This is a genomic window from Pseudomonas sp. 10(2024), from assembly GCF_045164175.1.
GTDB classification, from domain to species: Bacteria; Pseudomonadota; Gammaproteobacteria; order Pseudomonadales; family Pseudomonadaceae; genus Aquipseudomonas; species Aquipseudomonas alloputida.
This window is the reverse complement of record NZ_CP174006.1, coordinates 5,235,389-5,254,665: the sequence shown is the minus strand read 5'-3', so window position 1 is coordinate 5,254,665 and position 19,277 is coordinate 5,235,389. Positions and strand designations below refer to the sequence as shown.

Below are 19,277 nucleotides of genomic sequence, written 5' to 3'. Positions count from 1 at the left end.
CAAGTCGGTCTTGAAAGGCTATGCTTGACCCCTATCTTCAGTTGCAACATGCACATTCACATTGGTGATCCATAAATGGACTTCAAAGACTATTACAAGATACTCGGCGTAGAGCCCACTGCGGACGACAAGGCGATCAAGGCCGCGTACCGCAAACTGGCGCGCAAGTATCACCCGGATGTCAGCAAGGAGCGCGACGCCGAGGAAAAATTCAAGGAGGCCAACGAGGCCTATGAGGTGCTGGGCGACGCGCAGAAACGTGCCGAGTTCGACGAAATTCGCAAGTACGGCGGCCAGCATGGCCGGCCGTTCCAGGCACCACCGGGTTGGGAAAACCGTGGCGGTGGCGGCGGCTTCGAAGGCGGCGACTTCTCTGACTTCTTCAGCTCGATCTTCGGTGGGCGCAGTGCTGGTGGCAACCCCTTCGGTGGCGCCCGGCAGCAGCAACGCAGTGCTGGCAGGCGGGGGCAGGACGTGGAGCTTGAACTGGCAGTGTTCCTTGAAGAGACCCTGAGCAAGGAGTCCAAGCAGATCAGCTTCCAGGTGCCGCAAACCAATGCCATGGGCCAGCGCACCGGCTTCACCACCAAAACCTTGAACGTGAGGATTCCGGCTGGGGTGACCGACGGCGAGCGCATCCGCCTCAAGGGCCAGGGCGCGCCCGGCAGCGGTGGCGGGGCCAACGGTGACCTGTTCCTGACCATCCGCATGGCACCGCACCCGCTGTTCGATGTCGAAGGTCATGACCTGATCATCACTGTGCCGTTGGCACCGTGGGAGGCGGCCCTGGGCGCCAAGGTGGCGGTTCCGACCCTGGATGGCAAGATCAACCTGACCATCCGTCCTGACAGCCAGAGCGGCCAGCGCCTGCGTGTACCGGGCAAGGGCCTGGCGAACAAGCAGGGAGAGCGCGGTAACCTTTATGCGCAGCTCAAGGTGGTCATGCCACCCGCGTCGGACGAATCTGCCCGCGAACTCTGGACCAAGCTTTCCGAGAAAGCTGCGTTCAACCCGAGGACACAATGGAGTAAGTGATCATGAGCAGCACCCTGATCGTTCAACTGGACATGCGTACCCTGTGTCAGGAAGCCGATGTCACGGCTGAATGCGTGATCGAAATCGTCGAGCACGGCATTGTCGAACCTTCCGGGCGAACGCCGGAGGACTGGCTGTTTGACGATCAGGCGCCGTTGGTGACCAAACGAGCGGTAAAGCTGCACCAGGAGCTGGAACTGGAGTGGGAAGGGGTGGCGCTGGCGCTGGAGCTGTTGCAGGAAGTGCAGCAGTTGCGCAGTGAGAACAGCATGCTGAAGCAGCGGCTGGGCCGGTTTATCCAGATGTAGGTTGCCTTGCCGGCATCTGTGGAAGCGGCCTTGTGTCGCGATGAGCTGCTTTGCAGCCCCAGATCTTTGCTCCACCGCAAAATTGCCGGGCTGCTTTGCAGCCCTTTCGCGACACAAGGCTCCCATTTCAGGTCGGTTCGGCGCCCGGGTTCAGCACCAGTTGCATGAAGGTCAGATCAAGCCAGCGGCCAAACTTTACACCCACCTGCGGCATCTGGCCGGTCACCACGAAGCCCAGCCGCTCATGCAGGCGTACCGACGCTGCATTGCCACGCTCGATCGCTGCCACCATCACATGCTTGCCACATCCGCGCGCGCGTTCGACCAGCGCCGCCATCAACACCGGCCCGAGCCCTTTGCCACGCTGGTCGCTGCGCACGTACACCGAGTGCTCAACGGTCAGGCGAAAGCCCTCGAAAGGCCGCCAGTCGCCAAACGAGGCATACCCCAGCACGCCGGTTTCATCGACCGCCACCAGAATCGGGTAGCCCTGCTGCGCACGCGCTTCAAACCAGGCCTGGCGGTTGTCGAGGTCCACCGGGGTTTCGTTCCAGATCGCCGTGGTGTTGAGCACCGCGTCGTTGTAGATGTCGAGTATGCCTGGCACGTCGGTGTGCAGGGCATCGCGGATTTCGTAGCTCATGACAGCGTCTCGCAAGGTCGTTGCTCGCAGATTAAATGGTTACCAGCCCGCGTACACCTTCGGCTTGCATGTTTTTGCCGCGACCGCGCTGGATGATTTCGCCACGGGCCATGACCAGGTACTGGTCAGCCAGCGCTTCGGCAAAGTCGTAGAACTGCTCCACCAGCAAAATCGCCATGTCGCCACGCTCGGCCAGGCGGCGGATGACCGCGCCGATTTCCTTGATCACCGAGGGCTGGATGCCTTCGGTCGGCTCGTCGAGAATCAGCAGGCGCGGGCGGCTGGCCAGGGCGCGGCCGATGGCCAGCTGTTGCTGCTGGCCGCCAGAAAGGTCGCCACCGCGGCGCTGTTTCATCTGCTCCAGCACAGGGAACAGTTCGTAGATGAAGGCCGGTACCTCGCGGGCTTCACGGGCGGGGAAGCGCGACAGGCCCATCAGCAGGTTTTCCTCGACGGTCAGGCGCGGGAAGATCTCGCGGCCCTGGGGCACATAGGCGATGCCGGCCTGCACCCGTTGCTGTGGTTTGAACGCGGTGATCGGCTTGCCTTCCCATTCGATGCTGCCGTCGCGAGCGGGCACCAGGCCCATCAGGCAGCGCAGCAAGGTGGTCTTGCCCACGCCGTTGCGGCCCAGCAGGCAGGTCACTTCGCCGACCTTGGCTTCGAAGGACAGGCCGCGCAGGATGTGGCTGCCGCCGTAGTACTGGTGCAGGGTGTCGATCTTGAGCATGTGAGAGTTCCTGAAAGGGATGCTGTGCCTGTGCCGGCCTCTTCGCGGGCAAGCCCGCTCCTACGACGGGAACCGCCCCATGGCATTACGCCCACTGTAGGAGCGGGTTTACCCGCGAAGAGGCCGGCACAGGCGCCAAAAATTCAAATCCGGTCACCGGCCCAGGTACACCTCGACCACCCGCTCATCTGCCTGCACCTGCTCCAGCGAGCCTTCCGCCAGCACGCTCCCCTGGTGCAGCACGGTCACATGGTCGGCAATGCTGCCGACGAAGCCCATGTCATGTTCCACCACCATCAGCGAATGCTTGCCGGCCAGGCCCTTGAACAGCTCGGCGGTAAACTCGGTCTCGGCATCGGTCATGCCGGCCACCGGTTCATCGAGCAGCAGCAGTTGCGGTTCCTGCACCAGCAGCATGCCGATCTCCAGAAACTGCTTCTGACCATGGGACAGCAAACCCGCCTGGCGCTGGGCCAGCGGTAGCAGGCGCAAGGTGGTCAGCACATCCTCGATGCGCTGGCGCTGGTCACCGCTCAGGCGCGCGGCCAGGCTGGCCCACACCGACTTGTCGGTCTTCAGCGCCAGTTCCAGGTTCTCGAACACGGTCAGCGCCTCGAACACTGTGGGCTTCTGGAACTTGCGGCCAATGCCGGCCTGGGCGATCTGGTATTCGCTCATGCGGGTCAGGTCGAGGGTATCGCCGAAGTAAGCCGTGCCGCTGTCGGGGCGGGTCTTGCCGGTGATTACGTCCATCATCGTGGTCTTGCCGGCGCCGTTGGGGCCGATGATGCAGCGCAGCTCGCCCACCCCGATGTACAGGTTCAGCGTGTTGAGCGCCTTGAAGCCATCGAAGCTGACGCTGATGTCTTCAAGGCTCAGCACCGTACCGTGGCGGGTATCCAGGCCGGCCTTGCGGCTTTGGCCCAGGCCGATGGCATCGCGCCCGGCACCGAGGTTGTCGAACACCGGTTCCAGCATGAATTCCGGGTGGACTGGGGGCACGCCTCTCATGGCTGGCTCCTTTTCTTCAACAGGCCGACCACGCCCTTGGGCAGGTACAGGGTGACGAGGATGAATAGTGCGCCGAGGAAGAACAGCCAGAACTCGGGGAAGGCCACGGTGAACCAGCTTTTCATGCCGTTGACCAGGCCGGCACCGAGCAGTGGGCCGATCAGCGTGCCGCGCCCGCCCAAGGCTACCCAGACGGCGGCTTCGATCGAGTTGGTCGGTGACATCTCGCTGGGGTTGATGATGCCCACCTGCGGCACGTACAGCGCACCGGCCAGGCCGCACAGCACGGCGCTCAGTACCCACACCAGCAGCTTGAAGCCGCGCGGGTCGTAGCCACAGAACATCATGCGGTTTTCAGCGTCACGCACGGCGGTGAGCAGGCGGCCGAACTTGCTGCGGGTCAGGCGCCAGCACAGGTACAGGCTGGCCAGCAGCAGGCCCACGGTCAGCAGGAACAACACCGCGCGGGTGCCCTGGGCTGCAATGTCGAAGCCGAGAATGGTGCGGAAGCTGGTGAAGCCGTTGTTGCCGCCGAAGCCGGTTTCGTTGCGGAAGAACAGCAGCATGCCGGCAAAGGTCAGGGCCTGGGTCATGATCGAGAAGTACACGCCCTTGATCCGCGAGCGGAAAGCGAACCAGCCGAACACCAGCGCCAGCAGCCCGGGCGCCAGCACCACCAGGCACAGGGCCCAGGCGAAATGCTGGGTACCGGCCCAGTACCAGGGCAGCTCGGTCCATGACAGGAAGGTCATGAACCCGGGCAGGCCGTCGCCAGCGGCCTGCCGCATCAGGTACATGCCCATGGCATAGCCGCCCAGGGCGAAGAACAGGCCATGGCCCAGGGACAACAGCCCGGCGTAGCCCCAGACCAGGTCCAGGGCCAGGGCGACGATGGCGTAACAAAGAATCTTGCCGACCAGGGTCAGGGTGTAGGCCGACACGTGCAGGGCATGGTCTGCCGGCAGCAGTGAGCACAGTGGCAAAGCCACCAGCAGCAGGACGACGACGGCACCGATGGCAAGGGTCAGGCGTGGGCCGGCCTTTTGCGTAGCAGTGACAAGCAGTGGCTGGTTCATCAGTCGATTACCCGTCCCTTGAGGGCGAACAGGCCTTGCGGGCGTTTCTGGATGAACAGAATGATCAACGCAAGGATGAGGATCTTGCCGAGTACGGCACCGATCTGCGGCTCCAGCAGCTTGTTGGCGATGCCCAGGCCGAAGGCGGCCCAGAGGCTACCGGCCAGCTGCCCGACGCCGCCGAGCACCACCACCAGGAACGAATCGATGATGTAGCTCTGGCCCAGGTCCGGGCCGACGTTGCCCACCTGGCTTAAAGCCACGCCACCAAGCCCTGCGATGCCCGAGCCAAGGCCAAAGGCGAGCATGTCGACGCGCCCGGTGGACACGCCGCAGCAGGCGGCCATGTTGCGGTTCTGGGTGACTGCGCGCACGTTCAGGCCCAACCGGGTACGGTTGAGCAGCAGCCAGGTGAGCAGCACCACGGCCAGGGCGAAGCCGATGATGACCAAGCGGTTGTATGGCAGCACCAGGTTGGGCAGCAGCTGGATGCCGCCGGACAGCCAGGCCGGGTTGCTCACTTCGACGTTCTGCGCGCCGAACAGCAGGCGGATGGCCTGGATCAGGATCAGGCTGATGCCCCAGGTGGCCAGCAGGGTTTCCAGTGGCCGGCCGTACAGGTGGCGGATCACCGTGCGCTCCAGCGCCATGCCTACCCCGGCACTGACGGCGAAGGCCACCGGCAGGGCAATCAGCGGGTAGAACTCGATGGCGCCTGGGGCGAAGCGCTGCAGCAGTACCTGGACCATGTAGGTGCTGTAGGCGCCGAGCATCAGCATCTCGCCATGGGCCATGTTGATCACCCCGAGCAGGCCGAAGGTGATCGCAAGGCCCAGCGCTGCCAGCAGCAGGACCGAACCCAGCGACAGGCCGCTGAAGGCCTGGCCGAGCAGTTCGCCTACCAGCAGTTTGCGCTTGACCTGGGCCAGGCTCGTTTCGGCGGCTGTGCGCACGCCCGGGTCTAGTTCTGCATCGGGCTGCAGCAGGGCTTCGAGGCGGGTGCGGGCCAGCGGGTCGCCGGTTTCACCCAGCAGGCGCACGGCGGCCAGGCGTACCGCAGGCTCGCTGGCGCCCAGTTGCAGGTTGGCCAGGGCCAGGCCGAGGGCGGCCTGTACGGCGGCGTCCGGCTCGGCGGCGAAGCGCCGGTCGAGGAAGGCCATTTGCGCGGGTTTTGCGGTTTTTTGCAGTTGTTGTGCGGCGGCCAGGCGGGTGTCGCTGTCGTCGCTGAGCAACTGATGGCTGGCCAGGGCGTTGTCGATCAGGCCGCGCAGGCGGTTGTTCAGGCGCACCTTGCGCTTGTCATCGGTGGCGATGCGGCCTTGGCGCAGGTTTTTCAGCAGCGGCAGTCGCGCGGCATCGGGTTGTGCTGCCCAGCCTTCGAGCAGGCCGGCCTGCTCGGCGGGCTTGGCGGTGAGAAAGAATTCGCCCTCGCTGGCGTGGGTTGCCAGGGGGATTAGCAGCAGGAGGGTGAGCAGGAGTCTGAGCATGCGGGCAATCCTGGAAATCGGTTTTGGATTCTTCGCGGGTAAACCCGCTCCTACACAGAGACGGTGCAAGGTTTGAAACCTGGGCGGTCCTTGTAGGAGCGGGTTCACCCGCGAATGGGCTGCAAAGCAGCCCCATGCACTCAGTTACCTTTCACGGCGTAATCTGGCCGCTTGTCATTGCCCGGAATGAACGGGCTCCATGGCTGCGCCCGCAGTGGCTGCTCGGTTTCCCACACCACGCTGAACTGCCCGTCATCCTGAATCTCGCCGATCATCACCGGCTTGTGCAGGTGGTGGTTGGTCTTGTCCATGGTCAGGGTGAAGCCCGACGGTGCCTCGAAGCTCTGCCCGGCCAGTGCTTCACGCACCTTGTCGACGTCGGTGGACTTGGCTTTCTCCACCGCTTGCGCCCACATGTGGATGCCTACATAGGTGGCTTCCATGGGGTCGTTGGTCACGGCCTTGTCGGCACCTGGCAGGCCCTTGGCCTTGGCGTAGGCCTTCCAGTCGGCGACAAACTTCTGGTTGACCGGGTTATCCACCGATTCGAAGTAGTTCCACGCCGCCAGGTGGCCCACCAGCGGTTTGGTGTCGATGCCGCGCAGTTCCTCCTCGCCCACCGAGAAGGCCACCACCGGCACGTCGGTGGCCTTCAGGCCCTGGTTGGCCAGTTCCTTGTAGAAGGGCACGTTGGAGTCACCATTGACTGTGGAAATGACCGCGGTCTTGCCGCCGGCGGAGAACTTTTTGATGCTGGCGACAATGGTCTGGTAATCAGCGTGGCCAAACGGCGTGTACACCTCTTCGATGTCCTTGTCGGCCACGCCTTTGCTGTGCAGGAATGCGCGCAGGATCTTGTTGGTGGTGCGTGGGTAGACGTAGTCGGTGCCCAGCAGGAAGAAGCGCTTGGCGCTGCCGCCGTCCTCGCTCATCAGGTATTCCACGGCCGGGATGGCTTGCTGGTTCGGGGCGGCGCCTGTGTAGAACACGTTCGGCGACATCTCTTCGCCCTCATACTGCACCGGGTAGAACAGCAGGCCGTTGAGTTCTTCGAACACCGGCAGAACGGACTTGCGCGACACGGAGGTCCAGCAACCGAACACCACGGCCACTTTGTCCTGGGTCAGCAGTTGACGGCTCTTTTCAGCGAACAGCGGCCAGTTGGACGCCGGGTCGACCACCACCGGTTCCAGCATCTTGCCGTTCACGCCACCCTTGGCGTTGATCTGCTCGATGGTCATCAGCGCCATGTCCTTGAGCGATGTCTCGGAAATGGCCATGGTCCCGGAAAGCGAATGCAGGATACCGACCTTGATGGTCTCGGCGGCCTGGATACTCCAGCTCAGGCCCATCGCCGCGATCGATGCGCTGAGGGTAAGGGCCTTGATCAGACTGCGACGCTTCATGTGCTCTCTCCGCTGAGTTTTTTATGGTGTTGGGCAAGCGGGGAGGGCGTTGCAAGGGCTGTGCCTAGTGGCGAAAGGTACGGTTTAGAGGGGCTGTGCGAGGTGTTGGGGCGTTGGTTGGATCCAGGTTGGTGCCTGATGGATTTGTGTGCACAGGATTGGGGCCGCGGTGCGGCCCATCGCGACACAAGGCTGTTCCCACAGCGGACGGCGTACACCGTTGCCTTCGTGGGAACAGCCCCCGAGGCGATCAGCCGTTATGCACAGCCGTGCGGGGATGGCGCCTGCTGCGTACGAGCTGGTAGGTCACCGCCAGCACGACAAACCAGATCGGTGTCACCACCAGTGCTGAACGCGTATCCGCTTCCAGGCTCAGCAACACCAGGATGAACGCAAAGAACGACAGGCACACGTAGCACATGAAGCGCCCGCCCGGCATCTTGTAGTTCGACGCCTGATGCAGCGCCGCGCGGTCTTTGCGGTACTTCAGGTATGACAGCAGGATCAGCGTCCACACGAACATGAACAGTACCGCCGACACGGTGGTGACCAGGGTGAATGCCTCGACCACGTTTGGCACCAGGTAGATCAGCACCGCACCGAGCAACAGGCAGGTACACGAGAAATACAGGCCGTTGGCTGGCACCGAACGGCTCGACAGCTTCTCGAAAGCCTTGGGCGCGTCACCTTCCTGCGACAGGCCGTAGAGCATGCGGCTGGTGGAGAAAACGCCGCTGTTGGCCGACGAAGCCGCCGAGGTCAGCACCACGAAGTTGATGATGCTTGCCGCCGCCGGCAGGCCTGCCAGCACGAACAACTCAACGAACGGGCTTTTGCCGGGCACCACATCGCGCCACGGGGTCACGGCCATGATCGCGATCAGCGCCAGCACATAGAACACGATGATACGGACCGGGATCGAGTTGATCGCCCGCGGCAGGGTGCGTTCCGGGTTCTTCGCTTCGGCGGCGGTGGTACCCACCAGCTCGATGCCGACGAAGGCGAACACGGCGATCTGGAAACCGGCGAAGAAGCCCATCAGGCCATGGGGAAACATGCCGCCGTCATTCCACAGGTTGGCCAGCTGGGCGGTGCGCCCGCTGGGCGAGGTGAAGCCGGTGATGACCATGTACAGGCCGGTAGCGACCAGGCCGAGGATGGCAACGATCTTGACCAGGGCGAACCAGAACTCCAGTTCGCCGAACATTTTCACAGTGACCAGGTTCAGCGACAGCAGCAGCCCTACGCAGGTCAGCGCCGGTATCCACTGCGGCAGGTCGGGGAACCAGAACTGCGTGTAGGCGGCGATCGCGACCACGTCGGCAATGCCGGTGACCACCCAGCAGAACCAGTAGGTCCAGCCAGTAAAGTAGCCGGCCCAGGGGCCGAGCAGGTCGGCGGAAAAATCGATGAACGACTTGTAGTTCAGGTTCGACAGCAGCAGTTCGCCCATGGCGCGCATGACGAAGAACAGCATGAAGCCGATAATCATGTAGACGAAGATGATCGATGGCCCGGCCAGGCTGATGGTCTTGCCTGAGCCCATGAACAGACCGGTACCGATCGCGCCGCCGATGGCGATCAGCTGGATGTGGCGGTTGGTCAGGTTGCGTTGCAGGTGCGGTTCATCTGTCGCTATGGGTGAGGTTTGCGTCATAGGCTGCAGTCTTCTTGTCAGAGGTAGCCGGCTAGGCTAACACGCGCGTTCCAGATCGGGGCGCGACAGATCGACTCTGCATTTTCGGCTCAGCATTTCGCCTGTGCTGGCCTCTTCGCGGGTAAACCCGCTCCTACAAAGGCAACGCGGTCCCCTGTAGGAGCGGGTTTACCCGCGAAGAGGCCAGCACAGGCAACACAAGGCTCAAGCGCTGGCCAAGACCCGGCGGCGCCTCACCACCAAACTATCCACTCCCCACATCACCACCATCGACACCCCCACCAGCGGGAACATCACCCCCAGCACCAGCATCACGGCCACCGCCGCCTTCCAGCGTGGCAGGTCATGACGCAGAGGCGGTACGCCCAGGCCGCCTTCAGGCCGGCGCTTCCACCACATCACCAGCCCGCTCACCGACCCCAGCAGAATCATCAGGCACACCAGCAGGATGATGATCTGGTTCAGCGCCCCGAACATCTTGCCTTCGTGCAGCATCACGCCCAGCTCGGTGGCGCGGGCGACCGGGCTGTAGTCGTGCCAGCGCACATCGGCCAGAACCTTGCCGGTGTATTGGTCGACATGCAGGGTGGCGTCGTTGCGCGGGTCGTCGGCGAACACGGCAATGGTGAACACCCCGTCGGCAGTGGTGGGCAGGGTAATGCTGTAGCCCGGCTCGACCTGACGCGAAGTGGCAATGTCTTCGACCTGCTGCACGCTCACCTGGGGCGCTGCGGGCATGTCCGACATCATGTGGTGCCCGGCGTGCTCGGCGTGTGCACCGGACTGTGGCATCGGCGTGTTTTCCATGGCCCAGGGCACGGTCTGGCGGTGTGCGCTGTTCAACTCACGCGCCTGCTGGTCCGACTTGGGCACGTCGTTCCACATGGCTGCCGGGAAGCGGTTCCACAAATCAGCGTACTGCTTGCCCCACAAGCCGGTCCAGGTCATGCCGCTGACCAGCATCAACAACAGCAAGGCCGAACCCCAGAAACCGGTTACCGCGTGCAGGTCACGCCAGAACAGCCGGCCGCGCGCCGACAGCCGCGGCCAAAGCACGCCAGCGCCACTGCGCCCGCGCGGCCACCACAGGTACAGGCCCGAAACCACCAGCACGATGCCCCAGCCCGCAGCCAGTTCCACCAGCCGGTCACCGACCGTGCCGACCATCAGCTCGCCATGCAGGGCGCGGGCGATGGCCTGCAGGTTCTGCTTGCCGTCCTGTTCGCCGAGGACCTTGCCGCTGTATGGGTTGACGAACACGTTCAGTTCACGCCCGCCGTCATGCACTACGAACTGCGCACTGCGCTCGGCGTTCAGTGGCGGCAAGTACTGGGCGATGTGGCCCTTTGGGTAGGCTTGGCGCACTTCAGCCAGCATCGTGTCTGCGCCCTGCCGGTGCTGGCCGGCCTCGACCACCATCAGGTCGCGGTACAGCAGCGGGTCGAGCTGGGGCTTGAACAAGTAGATGATCCCGGTGATTGCCAACAGGATCATGAACGGGGCCACGAACAGCCCCGCATAGAAATGCCAACGCCAGGCCAGGTTATAGAAAGAGATGCGTGTTCCTCTCATGGGAACCTCCTTTTTGACCAGCTGAAGGGCGCAACCGAAGTTGCGCCCGTTGTTGTCAGAAACTGAAGTCGACCTTGGTCCAGAAGGTCCTGCCTGGCTCGTTGACCGGTTGTGGATCTGTAGCCGGGTAGCCGAACCCGGCGTTCCCGGCCAGGTTCAAGTGCTCGGCGTAGGTTTTGTCGAACAGGTTGTCGACCCCTGCGCTGAGCTTGAGGTTGTTGTTCACCTTGTAGGCGCCGTTCAGGGAGAACACGCCGAAGCCGGCGCTCTTGTCGTAGTCCTTGCCGACGACGTTCCCTTGGTTTTCGGCAATGCGGTTCTGCGCCGCCACCAGCCGCCACAGTGCGCCGACGCTCCACATGTCGCGGCTGTAGGTCAGGCCCAGGCGGCTTTCCAGAGGAGGCATTTGAGGTAGCGCCTTGCCGTCACTGCTGTTCTTGCCCCAAGCGTAGGCAAGTGTAGCGTCGGCCTTCCAGTTGTCAGTCAGCTGGTAGGCGGCGCCCAGTTCGCCACCCATGATGCGGGCGTCGATGTTCTGCGCCTGCGAGGTGCTCATGCCCATCATGCCGGTGCGGTAGTCGAACAGGATGTAGTCGCGAATCTGCCCGACATAGCCCGAAGCCCAGGCCTCCAGGCGCTCGGTGCGGTACTGGATGCCGAAGTCGAGCTGGGTGGTTTTCTCTGGCTTGATGCCGTCGAAGGCATTGGCTGCCCCGGGTGGTGCCAGCTTGGGTGAGAACAGCTCCCAGTAGTCGGGGAAGCGCTGGGCATGGCCGAGGCCGATGTAGGTGGTGGCCGGGATGGCTGCCAGGTCGTGCTCGTAACGGATGAAGCCGCTTGGCAGGGTATCGGCGCGGGTGTCGCCTTCGGTGGCGCTGGTTGTGCGGAAGTCACGCGCCGAGGCGCGGTCCAGGCGGGCGCCGGTAATCAAGCGGTCCTCACCGCTGACGTACCAGGTCAGTTCGCTGAAGGCGCCGTAGTTGTGGAAGTCGGCGTCCTTGGTCCAGGCCTGGCCCTTGTGTGCGTCCACACCCATACCGCCACGCTGGCGATGTTCGTTGGTCTGCGCGTCGATGCCGCTGATCAGTTGCACGTCGGCCCAGCGCCAGGTGGCTTTGATGCGTGCGCCCATGGTGCGGCGGTCGACGTTGCTGACCATCGGCATGCCCATCATTCCGCTACCCGACGGCGTGCGCAGGCTGTAGTTGTCCATCACATGGTCGGCGTAGTTGTAGTAGACCTGCGCCTCGACCTTGTCGAGCACCTCGCCGAGGTTGGACTTTTCAAAGCGCAGGCCCAGGCTTTCGCGCTTGAACTGCGAACCGTCCATGCCGCGCCCGGCGTAGCGGGCTTCGCCGTCACCCTTGCCGGCAGTCAGTTCCAGCAAGGTGTCCTGGTCGGGTGTCCAGCCGAGGGCGACATCACCGTTCCACTTTTCCCAGCGCGACGGCACGGTGTCGTCGTTGCCGTCGTGGTAGTCGTCCGAGCGTGACTGGTTGCCGACGAAGCGGGCATAGCCCTGACTGTTGCCGGCCGCGGCATCCAGCACCTTGTCGAAGCGGCCGTTGGAGCCGGCCAGCAGGCTTGCGTTGACGCGGCTGCCGAGGGTGCCGAATTTCTCAGGTTCGCGCTCGAAGAGGATGGTGCCGGCCGAGCCGCCGGGCCCCCAGATGACGCTCTGCGGGCCTTTGATCACGGTCAGGCGGTCGTAGGTTTCTGGCGAGATATAGGACGTGGGCGCGTCCATGCGATTGGGGCAGGCTCCAAGCATCAAGCCGCCGTTGGTGAGGATGTTCAGGCGCGAGCCGAACATGCCGCGCAATACCGGGTCGCCGTTGGTACCGCCAGCACGGATTGCCGAGAAGCCGGGGATGGTCTTCAGGTAGTCGGCGCCGTCGCTGGCCGGCACTGGCTGGCGCGGGTCTTTCGGGTTGGTGACCACAGTCAGCGGCGAACTCGGGGCCACGGCGGTGATCACCGTCGGGCTCAACTCGGGTGCGTCGTGCACATGGTCTTCATGGCCAGGGTCGGCAGCCAGGGCCATGGGCGCGAGCAGCGAGCCGCACAGGGCGGCGATGGTCCCACGCAGGGACAAGGCAAAAACAGGGGTGCAGCCGGACATAATGATTCCAGTCGATCAGTCATGAGTTAGCGCGAAGCCTCCTGGCTTCGTGCGCAAAATGTGGTTTCAGACGTTGATCGAAGAAGGCGGGGCGCGGCTGCGCGCACCAGGGAATACAGCCTGCCGGGCATGGCCCTGGTGCGTTGGCGCAAGCAGGTGGGTGGTGGGGACGATGCTGCCGGCGCTGAGCGGGCTGAGGGCCTGGGGCAGGGCCGGGCAGTTGAACAACAGGCTGCAGTAACCGCACTTTTCCCACATCACATGCAACTGGCCATCGCTGCCGTGGCCGTGATGGGCGTCGCCGCCATGCTGATGGGCAGCCGCCATCGGCATGTTCATCGGCATGTTCATGCCCGCGTGGTGGTCCATCGGCATCGACTGGGAAATCAGCGGGCCGATGAAGATCATCCACATGGCGAACAGGCTCAGCCATCCGCCACCGGCGCGCCTGAGGTCAGGGCGGGTGGTACGGCCGATGCTGTGGCGCGGCAGGCTCATGGCGCGTGCCTGTCAGCAGGTATCAGTGCGCGTGTTCGTGGGCTTGCGGCTGGTCCGCAGGCGCCTGCTTCTGCACGGCCACTTCGACGGTGATGTCGCCGGCCTTTTCGAAGTGCAGGGTCAACGGGAAGCGTTTGCCGTCGCTGAGCAGGCTGCGGTCCTTGGGCTGCATCAGCATCACATGGTAGGCACCGGGGGCAAAGGTCAGGTCCTTGCCGGCAGGCACTACCACGCTGGGCACCTGTTGCATCTTCATGGCGCCAGTGGCGCTCATGGCATGCTCGTGAAGTTGCGCGTCATCGCTGATGGGGCTGTCGACGCTGAGCAGGCGGTCATCAGCCTGGCCATTATTGTGCACCACGAAATACGCGGCGACGTTAGGCGCGTTGGGTGGCAACTGCAGCGACCACGGGTGAGCAATGTGCAGGTCACCCACGCTGTATTCGTGGGCATTGGCAAAGGCGCCAGGCAGCAGCAGGGCGGCCATGACGAGGGCGTGCTTGAGCATGGTGAATCTCCGTTTCCGTTCTGGTTCAGGCAGACAGCATGATGAACTCAGGCTAGCGGAGAGGCACGAGGGTTTAGCCCAGGCCAGAGCTGGCGGGGCGTGGGTGTGTACTTGGCAGATGGCGGCAGCAGCCCGCTGAGCAATGTCGGCGGGTTGTGCAACTGTGGCGGGTAGCCGGGCAGGGCCAGCAGCGGCACGGCACCGGAGCAGCACCAGCAGTTCATCATGCCGGCGCTGTCGTCACTTTGCGGGCCGAGGTCGATCTTGGCCAGGGCCTGAACGTCGACGTTGGCCTTGTTGGCCATGCTGGAACAGAAAGCCCCCCACAGCAGCTGCTCGGCCGTGCCCTTGGGCGCAGCAGAAGACAGCGGCATGGCCAGCAGGTTGAACAGCACTGCAAGGCAGGCTATCCAGGCAATGTGCCGACGTGGGGGCATGGAGAGATCCGGTCAGGAATCGTGGTGGCTATTGTACGGCGGAGTATAGGTAAAAATGCCGGGGTGCGGTGAAGTGACGCAGGTGGTCTGGTAATGGGGGCTGCTGTGCAGCCCATCGCGGCACAAGGCCGCTCCGACAGAATTGCGGCAGCCTCGAATACTGCGCTGTCCTGTGGGAGCGGCCTTGTGTCGCGATTGGGGCGCAAAGCGCCCCCAGCATTTTCAAGCCTTGCCTCGCCCCATAAGCCCACGCACGGTCTCCTGCAGATCCGCGGGCAACACCACCACCTTGGCATTGCTGCTCCCCGCCAGGTTCTCCATCGCGCCCACATAGCGTTCGCCCAATAGGTACATGGCCGGTACGGTCTCGTTGCCCACCGATTCCTTCACCAGCGAAATCGACCGCGCCGAGGCCTCGGCCAGGCTGATCTGCGCCTCGGCATCCAGCCTGGCCGCCTGCAGGCGCGCCTCTGCTTCGAGGATCGCCGCCTGCTTGGCCCCTTCGGCGCGGGTAACGTCGGCCTTGCGCTCACGCTCGGCCGCGGCCTGGCGTTCCATGGCCAGTTGCATGTTTTCCGAAGGTTTGATGTCTTGAATCTCCACCGAGCGCACCGTCACGCCCCAGTCTTCGGTCTGCTCGGACATTGCATCGCGCAGGCGGGCCTTGATCTGCTCGCGGCTGGACAGCGCCTCGTCGAGGTCCATTGCACCGACGATGGCGCGCAGCGAGGTCATGGTCAGGCTGGTGACGGCGAACGAGAAGTCCTGCACGCCATACGAGGCTTTCTGCGGGTCGACTACCTTGGCGAAACACAGGGCGTTGGCGACGATTACCGCGTTGTCCTTGGTGATGATTTCCTGCTGCTGCACATCGAGGATGATGTCCTTGGTCGGCAGGCGGTAGGCGACCACGTCCATGTAGGGGATGACAATGTTCAGGCCCGGCTTGAGGGTGCTGTGGTAGCGACCCAGGCGTTCGACGATCCACTCCTCGCCCTGGGGCACGATGCGCACCCCCTTGAACACGGTGATCAGGACGAACAGGGCGATGGCGCCGACGACGATGAGGCTGGTCATGCTGCAAAATTCCTTTTAATGCGGATTCAGGCCCGGATAACGCGGGCGGTGTTCCCCTCGATGGCGGTCAGGCGTACCCGCTCGCCGACGGCGATCTGGCTATCGGCGATGCAGGTCCATTCTTCGTTGCCGAGGATCGGCTTCTGGAAGCGTACGCGGCCTTTCTGGAACTCCGACACGGGAGCGGTCAGCAGGCCCACTTCGCCGATCACGCTGTCGGCGGTCCAGCGCACATCCGGCTGCTTGCGCCGGAACACTTTGAACCACAGCACGGTGGTGGCCGACGACAGCAGTACCCACAGCAGGACCTGCATGTCCAGTTGCAGGCTGGGTGCGGCGAGCGAGATAAGCGAGACCAGCACGGCGCCGATGCCGAACCAGAGTATGAAGAACGTTGGGAGGACCAGTTCAAGCAGGATCAGCGCAATGCCGAAGACCAGCCAGATCCACCATTGCATTTCCATATGGGTGAAACCTTCCGGGGGAGGGGCGTCGAGTTTAAGGCAGCAGATCGGCAACGGGCCACTGGGTTGGTTGGAAGAAAAGTCTGAAATCCTTGTAGGAGTGCCTTTGTGTCGCGAAAGGGCAGCGCCTAAAGGGCGAGCGCTGTGGCCAGATCCGTCAGTGAGTCGAATGCCCTGTCCACCTCCGGCAGCGTCGGACGTTTCAGGACAAGCACCGGCACGCCAAGCTCCCGCGCCACTTCCAGCTTCGGCTCGGTCGCCACACTGCCGCTGTTCTTGCTGATCAGCACATCGATGTGGCGGCGCTGGAACAACACTCGCTCATCCTCGATATGGAACGGCCCACGTGCGCCAATCACTTCACAGCGCTCGTTGCCAGGGCACGCCTCCAGCGCACGCAAGGTCCAGAACTGCTCCGGCGGAATCTCGTCCAGGTGCTGAAGCGGCTCGCGCCCCAGCGTGAACAGTGGCCTGCGGAACGGCTTCAGTGCTTCGATCAACCCTGCCCAATCCTCGACTTCACGCCAGTCGTCCCCCGCTTGCGCCTGCCAGGCGGGGCGGCGAAAGGCCCAGCACGGGATGCCGGCGTTGCGTGCGGCGCTGGCGGCATTGCGGCTGATTTGCGCGGCATAGGGATGGGTGGCGTCGATCAGCAGGGTGATGCCCGCTTCGCGCAGGTAACGGGTCAGGCCCTCGACACCGCCATAGCCGCCGACCCGCACCTGGCATTGCAAGCCCTGGGGCACGCGGCCGATACCGGCCAGGCTGTAGACATGTCGAGGCCCGAGCCGGCGGGCGATAGCCAGGGCTTCAGTGACACCTCCCAGCAACAGGATGCGCGCAGTCATTGCACGCCCGCCTGGCCGACGATGCCGCCTTGGCGGTCGATGGCGAACACCTCCACGTGCACCTGCGCCGGCACGACGCTACGGGCGAAGGCCAGGGCGTGGGCACACACCGCGTCACCCAGGGCAATGCCGGCCGCATGAGCCAGGGCGAGCGCTTGCTGGCTGGTGTTGGCGCCGCTGATGGCAGCCTGCAACGCCTCGTCAGCGCCAATGTCTGCGGCCCAACCTGCCAGTTGCGGCAAGTCGATGCTGGAGTGACGACTGTGCAGGTCCATGTGCCCGGCGGCCAGTTTGCTGATCTTGCCGAAGCCGCCGCACAGGGTCAGGCGCGGCACCGGTACCTTGCGCAGGTGCTTGAGCACCGCGCCGACGAAATCGCCCATTTCGATCAGGGCGATTTCCGGCAGGCCGTAGACGCGGCGCATGGTGTCTTCGCTGGCATTGCCGGTGCACGCGGCTATGTGCGTGTAGCCGTTGGTGTGGGCCACGTCGATGCCTTGGTGGATCGAGGCAATGTAGGCCGCGCAAGAGAACGGCCGGACGATGCCGCTGGTGCCGAGGATCGACAGCCCGCCGAGGATGCCCAGGCGCGGGTTCATGGTTTTCAGGGCCAGTTGCTCACCACCTTGCACATTGACCGTGACCTCGAAGCCGCCAAGGTAGCCGCACGCGTCGGCCAGGCGTTGCAGGTGTTCACTGATCATGCGCCGAGGCACCGGGTTGATGGCCGGCTCACCCACCGCCAGCACCAGCCCCGGGCGTGTCACCGTGCCCACGCCGCTGCCAGCGACAAAACCAATGCCAGGTTCCGCCAGCAGGCGCACCTGGCTATAGAGCAGGGCACCGTGGGTCACGTCCGGGTCGTCACCCGCATCCTTGAGGGTGCCGGCTTCGGCGCACTCGCCGATCAGGCGGCAGAATTCCAGGCGCATCTGCACGACCTTGCCTTTGGGCAGGGTGATGTCCACCGCATCGTCACGCTGCCCGGTGAGCAGCAGCTTGGCCGCTGCCAGGCTGGTGGCGGTGGCGCAGCTGCCGGTGGTAAGGCCGCTGCGCAGAGGCGCGGGCTGTTCGCGGGTTTCTTCACGCATCGGCGGGTTTCAGTACTTCGAGAAGGGTGATCGGCAGCGCCTGGCGCCAGGTGTCGAACGCACCCAAGGGCTGGGCATGAGCGACATGGATGCGGGTCAGCTCACCACCGTGCTGTTCGCGAAAATGTGCCAGGGCCAGTTCGCTTTGCAGGGTGACGGCGTTGGCCACCAAACGGCCGCCGGGGCGCAGGCTTGCCCAGCACAGGTCCAGTACACCTGCGCGGGTAACGCCGCCTCCGATGAAGATTGCATCCGGTTGTTCCAGGCCTTGCAGCGCCGCTGGCGCCTTGCCGCGAATCAGTTGCAGGCCGGGTACACCCAGTGCATCGCGGTTGTGCTCGATCAAACCCTGGCGACCTTCGTCGGCCTCGATGGCCAGGGCGCGGCATGCCGGGTGGGCGCGCATCCATTCGATGCCGATCGAGCCGCAGCCCGCGCCCACATCCCACAACAGTTCGCCAGGCTGCGGTGCCAGGCGCGCCAGGGTGATGGCGCGGACATCACGCTTGGTCAACTGGCCATCGTGCCGGTATGCGGCGTCTGGCAGCCCGGCCAGCCGGTGCAGGCGGGGCGCATCGGGCGTAGCCAGGCATTCGATGGCTACCAGGTTGAGCGCCGCGATACCAGTGTGCGGCCAGTCTTGGGCGGTGCCGGCCAGTGCACGTTCGTCCACGCCCCCCAGGTGCTCGAACACCTGCAGGCGGCTAGGGCCGAAGCCTTGCTCGCGCAGCTGCGCGGCAATTGCCGCCGGGCTGTCGCCATCGTTGCTCAACACCAGCAGGCGCATGCCGCTGTACAAGTGGGCATTGAGCGCCGCCAGGGGGCGGGCCACCAGCGACACCACCTGCAGGTCCTGCAGCGGCCAGCCCAGGCGGGCGGCAGCCAGGGAGCAGGAAGAGGGCAGCGACAGCACGCGCATTTCTGCAGCAGGCACCTGGCGTGCCAGGCTGGCGCCGACGCCGTAGAACATAGGATCACCGCTGGCCAGCACGCACACCGGCTCGCCGCGAAGGGCCAGCACCGGGGCCAGCGAGAACGGGCTGGGCCAGGCCAACTGTTCAGCGGTCACGCAACGTGGCAGCAAGGCCAGCTGGCGCGGGCTGCCGAAGACCCGGCCAGCGCCCAGCAGGGCGCGCCGGGCCTGTTTGCCCAGGCCGCTGAAGCCGTCTTCGCCGATGCCTACTACTGTCAGCCAGGGTGTCATGTATTTCAATCCGCCATTTTTGGGGCCGCTTCGCGCCCCTTCGCGGGCAAGCCCGCTCCTACAGGTACAGTGCAGCATGTGCAGCCTGCAGTGATCCTGTGGG

Annotated in this window: 19 protein-coding genes; 2 read left to right on the top strand and 17 right to left on the bottom strand. The window is 64.2% G+C overall.

What is annotated here, in order from left to right:
- Positions 1 to 75: 75 nt before the first annotated feature.
- Both cbpA and ACI7M0_RS23825 read left to right on the top strand, forming a co-directional pair.
- Positions 76 to 1,035 (top strand): curved DNA-binding protein, encoded by a 960-nt coding sequence (gene cbpA / locus ACI7M0_RS23830; protein ID WP_019437188.1) that lies wholly within the window; start codon positions 76 to 78, stop codon positions 1,033 to 1,035.
- 2 nt (positions 1,036 to 1,037) lie between these two features.
- The gene (locus ACI7M0_RS23825; protein WP_020191746.1) at positions 1,038 to 1,343 is read left to right on the top strand and encodes a chaperone modulator CbpM; all 306 of its coding nucleotides are present in this window, start codon (positions 1,038 to 1,040) and stop codon (positions 1,341 to 1,343) included.
- Positions 1,344 to 1,470: 127 nt separating this feature from the next.
- Here ACI7M0_RS23825 and ACI7M0_RS23820 read toward each other — a convergent pair whose 3' ends face one another.
- The 17 genes from ACI7M0_RS23820 to cbiE all read right to left on the bottom strand — a co-directional run bounded on the left by ACI7M0_RS23820 (position 1,471) and on the right by cbiE (position 19,174).
- Positions 1,471 to 1,986, bottom strand: a complete 516-nt coding sequence (locus ACI7M0_RS23820; protein WP_010955452.1) for a GNAT family N-acetyltransferase — start codon at positions 1,984 to 1,986, stop codon at positions 1,471 to 1,473.
- 31 nt (positions 1,987 to 2,017) lie between these two features.
- A complete protein-coding gene (urtE, locus tag ACI7M0_RS23815) occupies positions 2,018 to 2,716 on the bottom strand; it encodes an urea ABC transporter ATP-binding subunit UrtE (RefSeq protein ID WP_129932634.1) in 699 nt (232 codons plus the stop codon).
- Between the two features lie 153 nt (positions 2,717 to 2,869).
- On the bottom strand, positions 2,870 to 3,727 hold the full coding sequence (urtD, locus tag ACI7M0_RS23810) for an urea ABC transporter ATP-binding protein UrtD (protein ID WP_010955450.1): 858 nt from the start codon (positions 3,725 to 3,727) through the stop codon (positions 2,870 to 2,872).
- A complete protein-coding gene (gene urtC, locus ACI7M0_RS23805; RefSeq protein ID WP_064491162.1) occupies positions 3,724 to 4,803 on the bottom strand; it encodes an urea ABC transporter permease subunit UrtC in 1,080 nt (359 codons plus the stop codon). The genes urtD and urtC overlap by 4 nt, the downstream gene beginning before the upstream one ends.
- Positions 4,803 to 6,290, bottom strand: coding sequence for an urea ABC transporter permease subunit UrtB (urtB, locus tag ACI7M0_RS23800; RefSeq protein WP_129932635.1), 1,488 nt, complete (start codon positions 6,288 to 6,290; stop codon positions 4,803 to 4,805). Before urtB ends, urtC begins: the two co-directional genes overlap by 1 nt.
- Before the next feature lie 140 nt (positions 6,291 to 6,430).
- On the bottom strand, positions 6,431 to 7,696 hold the full coding sequence (gene urtA / locus ACI7M0_RS23795) for an urea ABC transporter substrate-binding protein (protein ID WP_003249642.1): 1,266 nt from the start codon (positions 7,694 to 7,696) through the stop codon (positions 6,431 to 6,433).
- 250 nt (positions 7,697 to 7,946) lie between these two features.
- A complete protein-coding gene (gene cycA, locus ACI7M0_RS23790) occupies positions 7,947 to 9,353 on the bottom strand; it encodes a D-serine/D-alanine/glycine transporter (protein ID WP_064491160.1) in 1,407 nt (468 codons plus the stop codon).
- 204 nt (positions 9,354 to 9,557) lie between these two features.
- On the bottom strand, positions 9,558 to 10,925 hold the full coding sequence (locus ACI7M0_RS23785) for a PepSY domain-containing protein (protein WP_129932636.1): 1,368 nt from the start codon (positions 10,923 to 10,925) through the stop codon (positions 9,558 to 9,560).
- A 55-nt stretch (positions 10,926 to 10,980) separates the two neighbouring features.
- Positions 10,981 to 13,047 carry a TonB-dependent copper receptor gene (locus ACI7M0_RS23780; RefSeq protein ID WP_129932637.1) on the bottom strand — a complete coding sequence of 689 codons (2,067 nt, stop codon included), beginning with the start codon at positions 13,045 to 13,047 and terminating at the stop codon, positions 10,981 to 10,983.
- Between the two features lie 66 nt (positions 13,048 to 13,113).
- Positions 13,114 to 13,545, bottom strand: a complete 432-nt coding sequence (locus ACI7M0_RS23775) for a DUF2946 domain-containing protein (protein ID WP_129932638.1) — start codon at positions 13,543 to 13,545, stop codon at positions 13,114 to 13,116.
- A 22-nt stretch (positions 13,546 to 13,567) separates the two neighbouring features.
- Positions 13,568 to 14,053 (bottom strand): copper chaperone PCu(A)C, encoded by a 486-nt coding sequence (locus ACI7M0_RS23770; RefSeq protein WP_003249653.1) that lies wholly within the window; start codon positions 14,051 to 14,053, stop codon positions 13,568 to 13,570.
- 47 nt (positions 14,054 to 14,100) lie between these two features.
- The gene (locus tag ACI7M0_RS23765; RefSeq protein WP_129932639.1) at positions 14,101 to 14,490 is read right to left on the bottom strand and encodes a DUF2946 domain-containing protein; all 390 of its coding nucleotides are present in this window, start codon (positions 14,488 to 14,490) and stop codon (positions 14,101 to 14,103) included.
- A 222-nt stretch (positions 14,491 to 14,712) separates the two neighbouring features.
- Positions 14,713 to 15,567 carry an SPFH domain-containing protein gene (locus ACI7M0_RS23760; protein ID WP_129932640.1) on the bottom strand — a complete coding sequence of 285 codons (855 nt, stop codon included), beginning with the start codon at positions 15,565 to 15,567 and terminating at the stop codon, positions 14,713 to 14,715.
- A 26-nt stretch (positions 15,568 to 15,593) separates the two neighbouring features.
- The gene (locus ACI7M0_RS23755; protein ID WP_020190779.1) at positions 15,594 to 16,031 is read right to left on the bottom strand and encodes an NfeD family protein; all 438 of its coding nucleotides are present in this window, start codon (positions 16,029 to 16,031) and stop codon (positions 15,594 to 15,596) included.
- A 128-nt stretch (positions 16,032 to 16,159) separates the two neighbouring features.
- On the bottom strand, positions 16,160 to 16,879 hold the full coding sequence (locus ACI7M0_RS23750; protein ID WP_129932641.1) for a cobalt-precorrin-6A reductase: 720 nt from the start codon (positions 16,877 to 16,879) through the stop codon (positions 16,160 to 16,162).
- Positions 16,876 to 17,970 carry a cobalt-precorrin-5B (C(1))-methyltransferase gene (locus tag ACI7M0_RS23745; RefSeq protein ID WP_004577047.1) on the bottom strand — a complete coding sequence of 365 codons (1,095 nt, stop codon included), beginning with the start codon at positions 17,968 to 17,970 and terminating at the stop codon, positions 16,876 to 16,878. The genes ACI7M0_RS23750 and ACI7M0_RS23745 overlap by 4 nt, the downstream gene beginning before the upstream one ends.
- Complete coding sequence (gene cbiE, locus ACI7M0_RS23740) at positions 17,963 to 19,174, bottom strand: precorrin-6y C5,15-methyltransferase (decarboxylating) subunit CbiE (RefSeq protein WP_129932642.1); 1,212 nt, start codon at positions 19,172 to 19,174, stop codon at positions 17,963 to 17,965. The genes ACI7M0_RS23745 and cbiE overlap by 8 nt, the downstream gene beginning before the upstream one ends.
- Between the last annotated feature and the right edge of the window lie 103 nt (positions 19,175 to 19,277).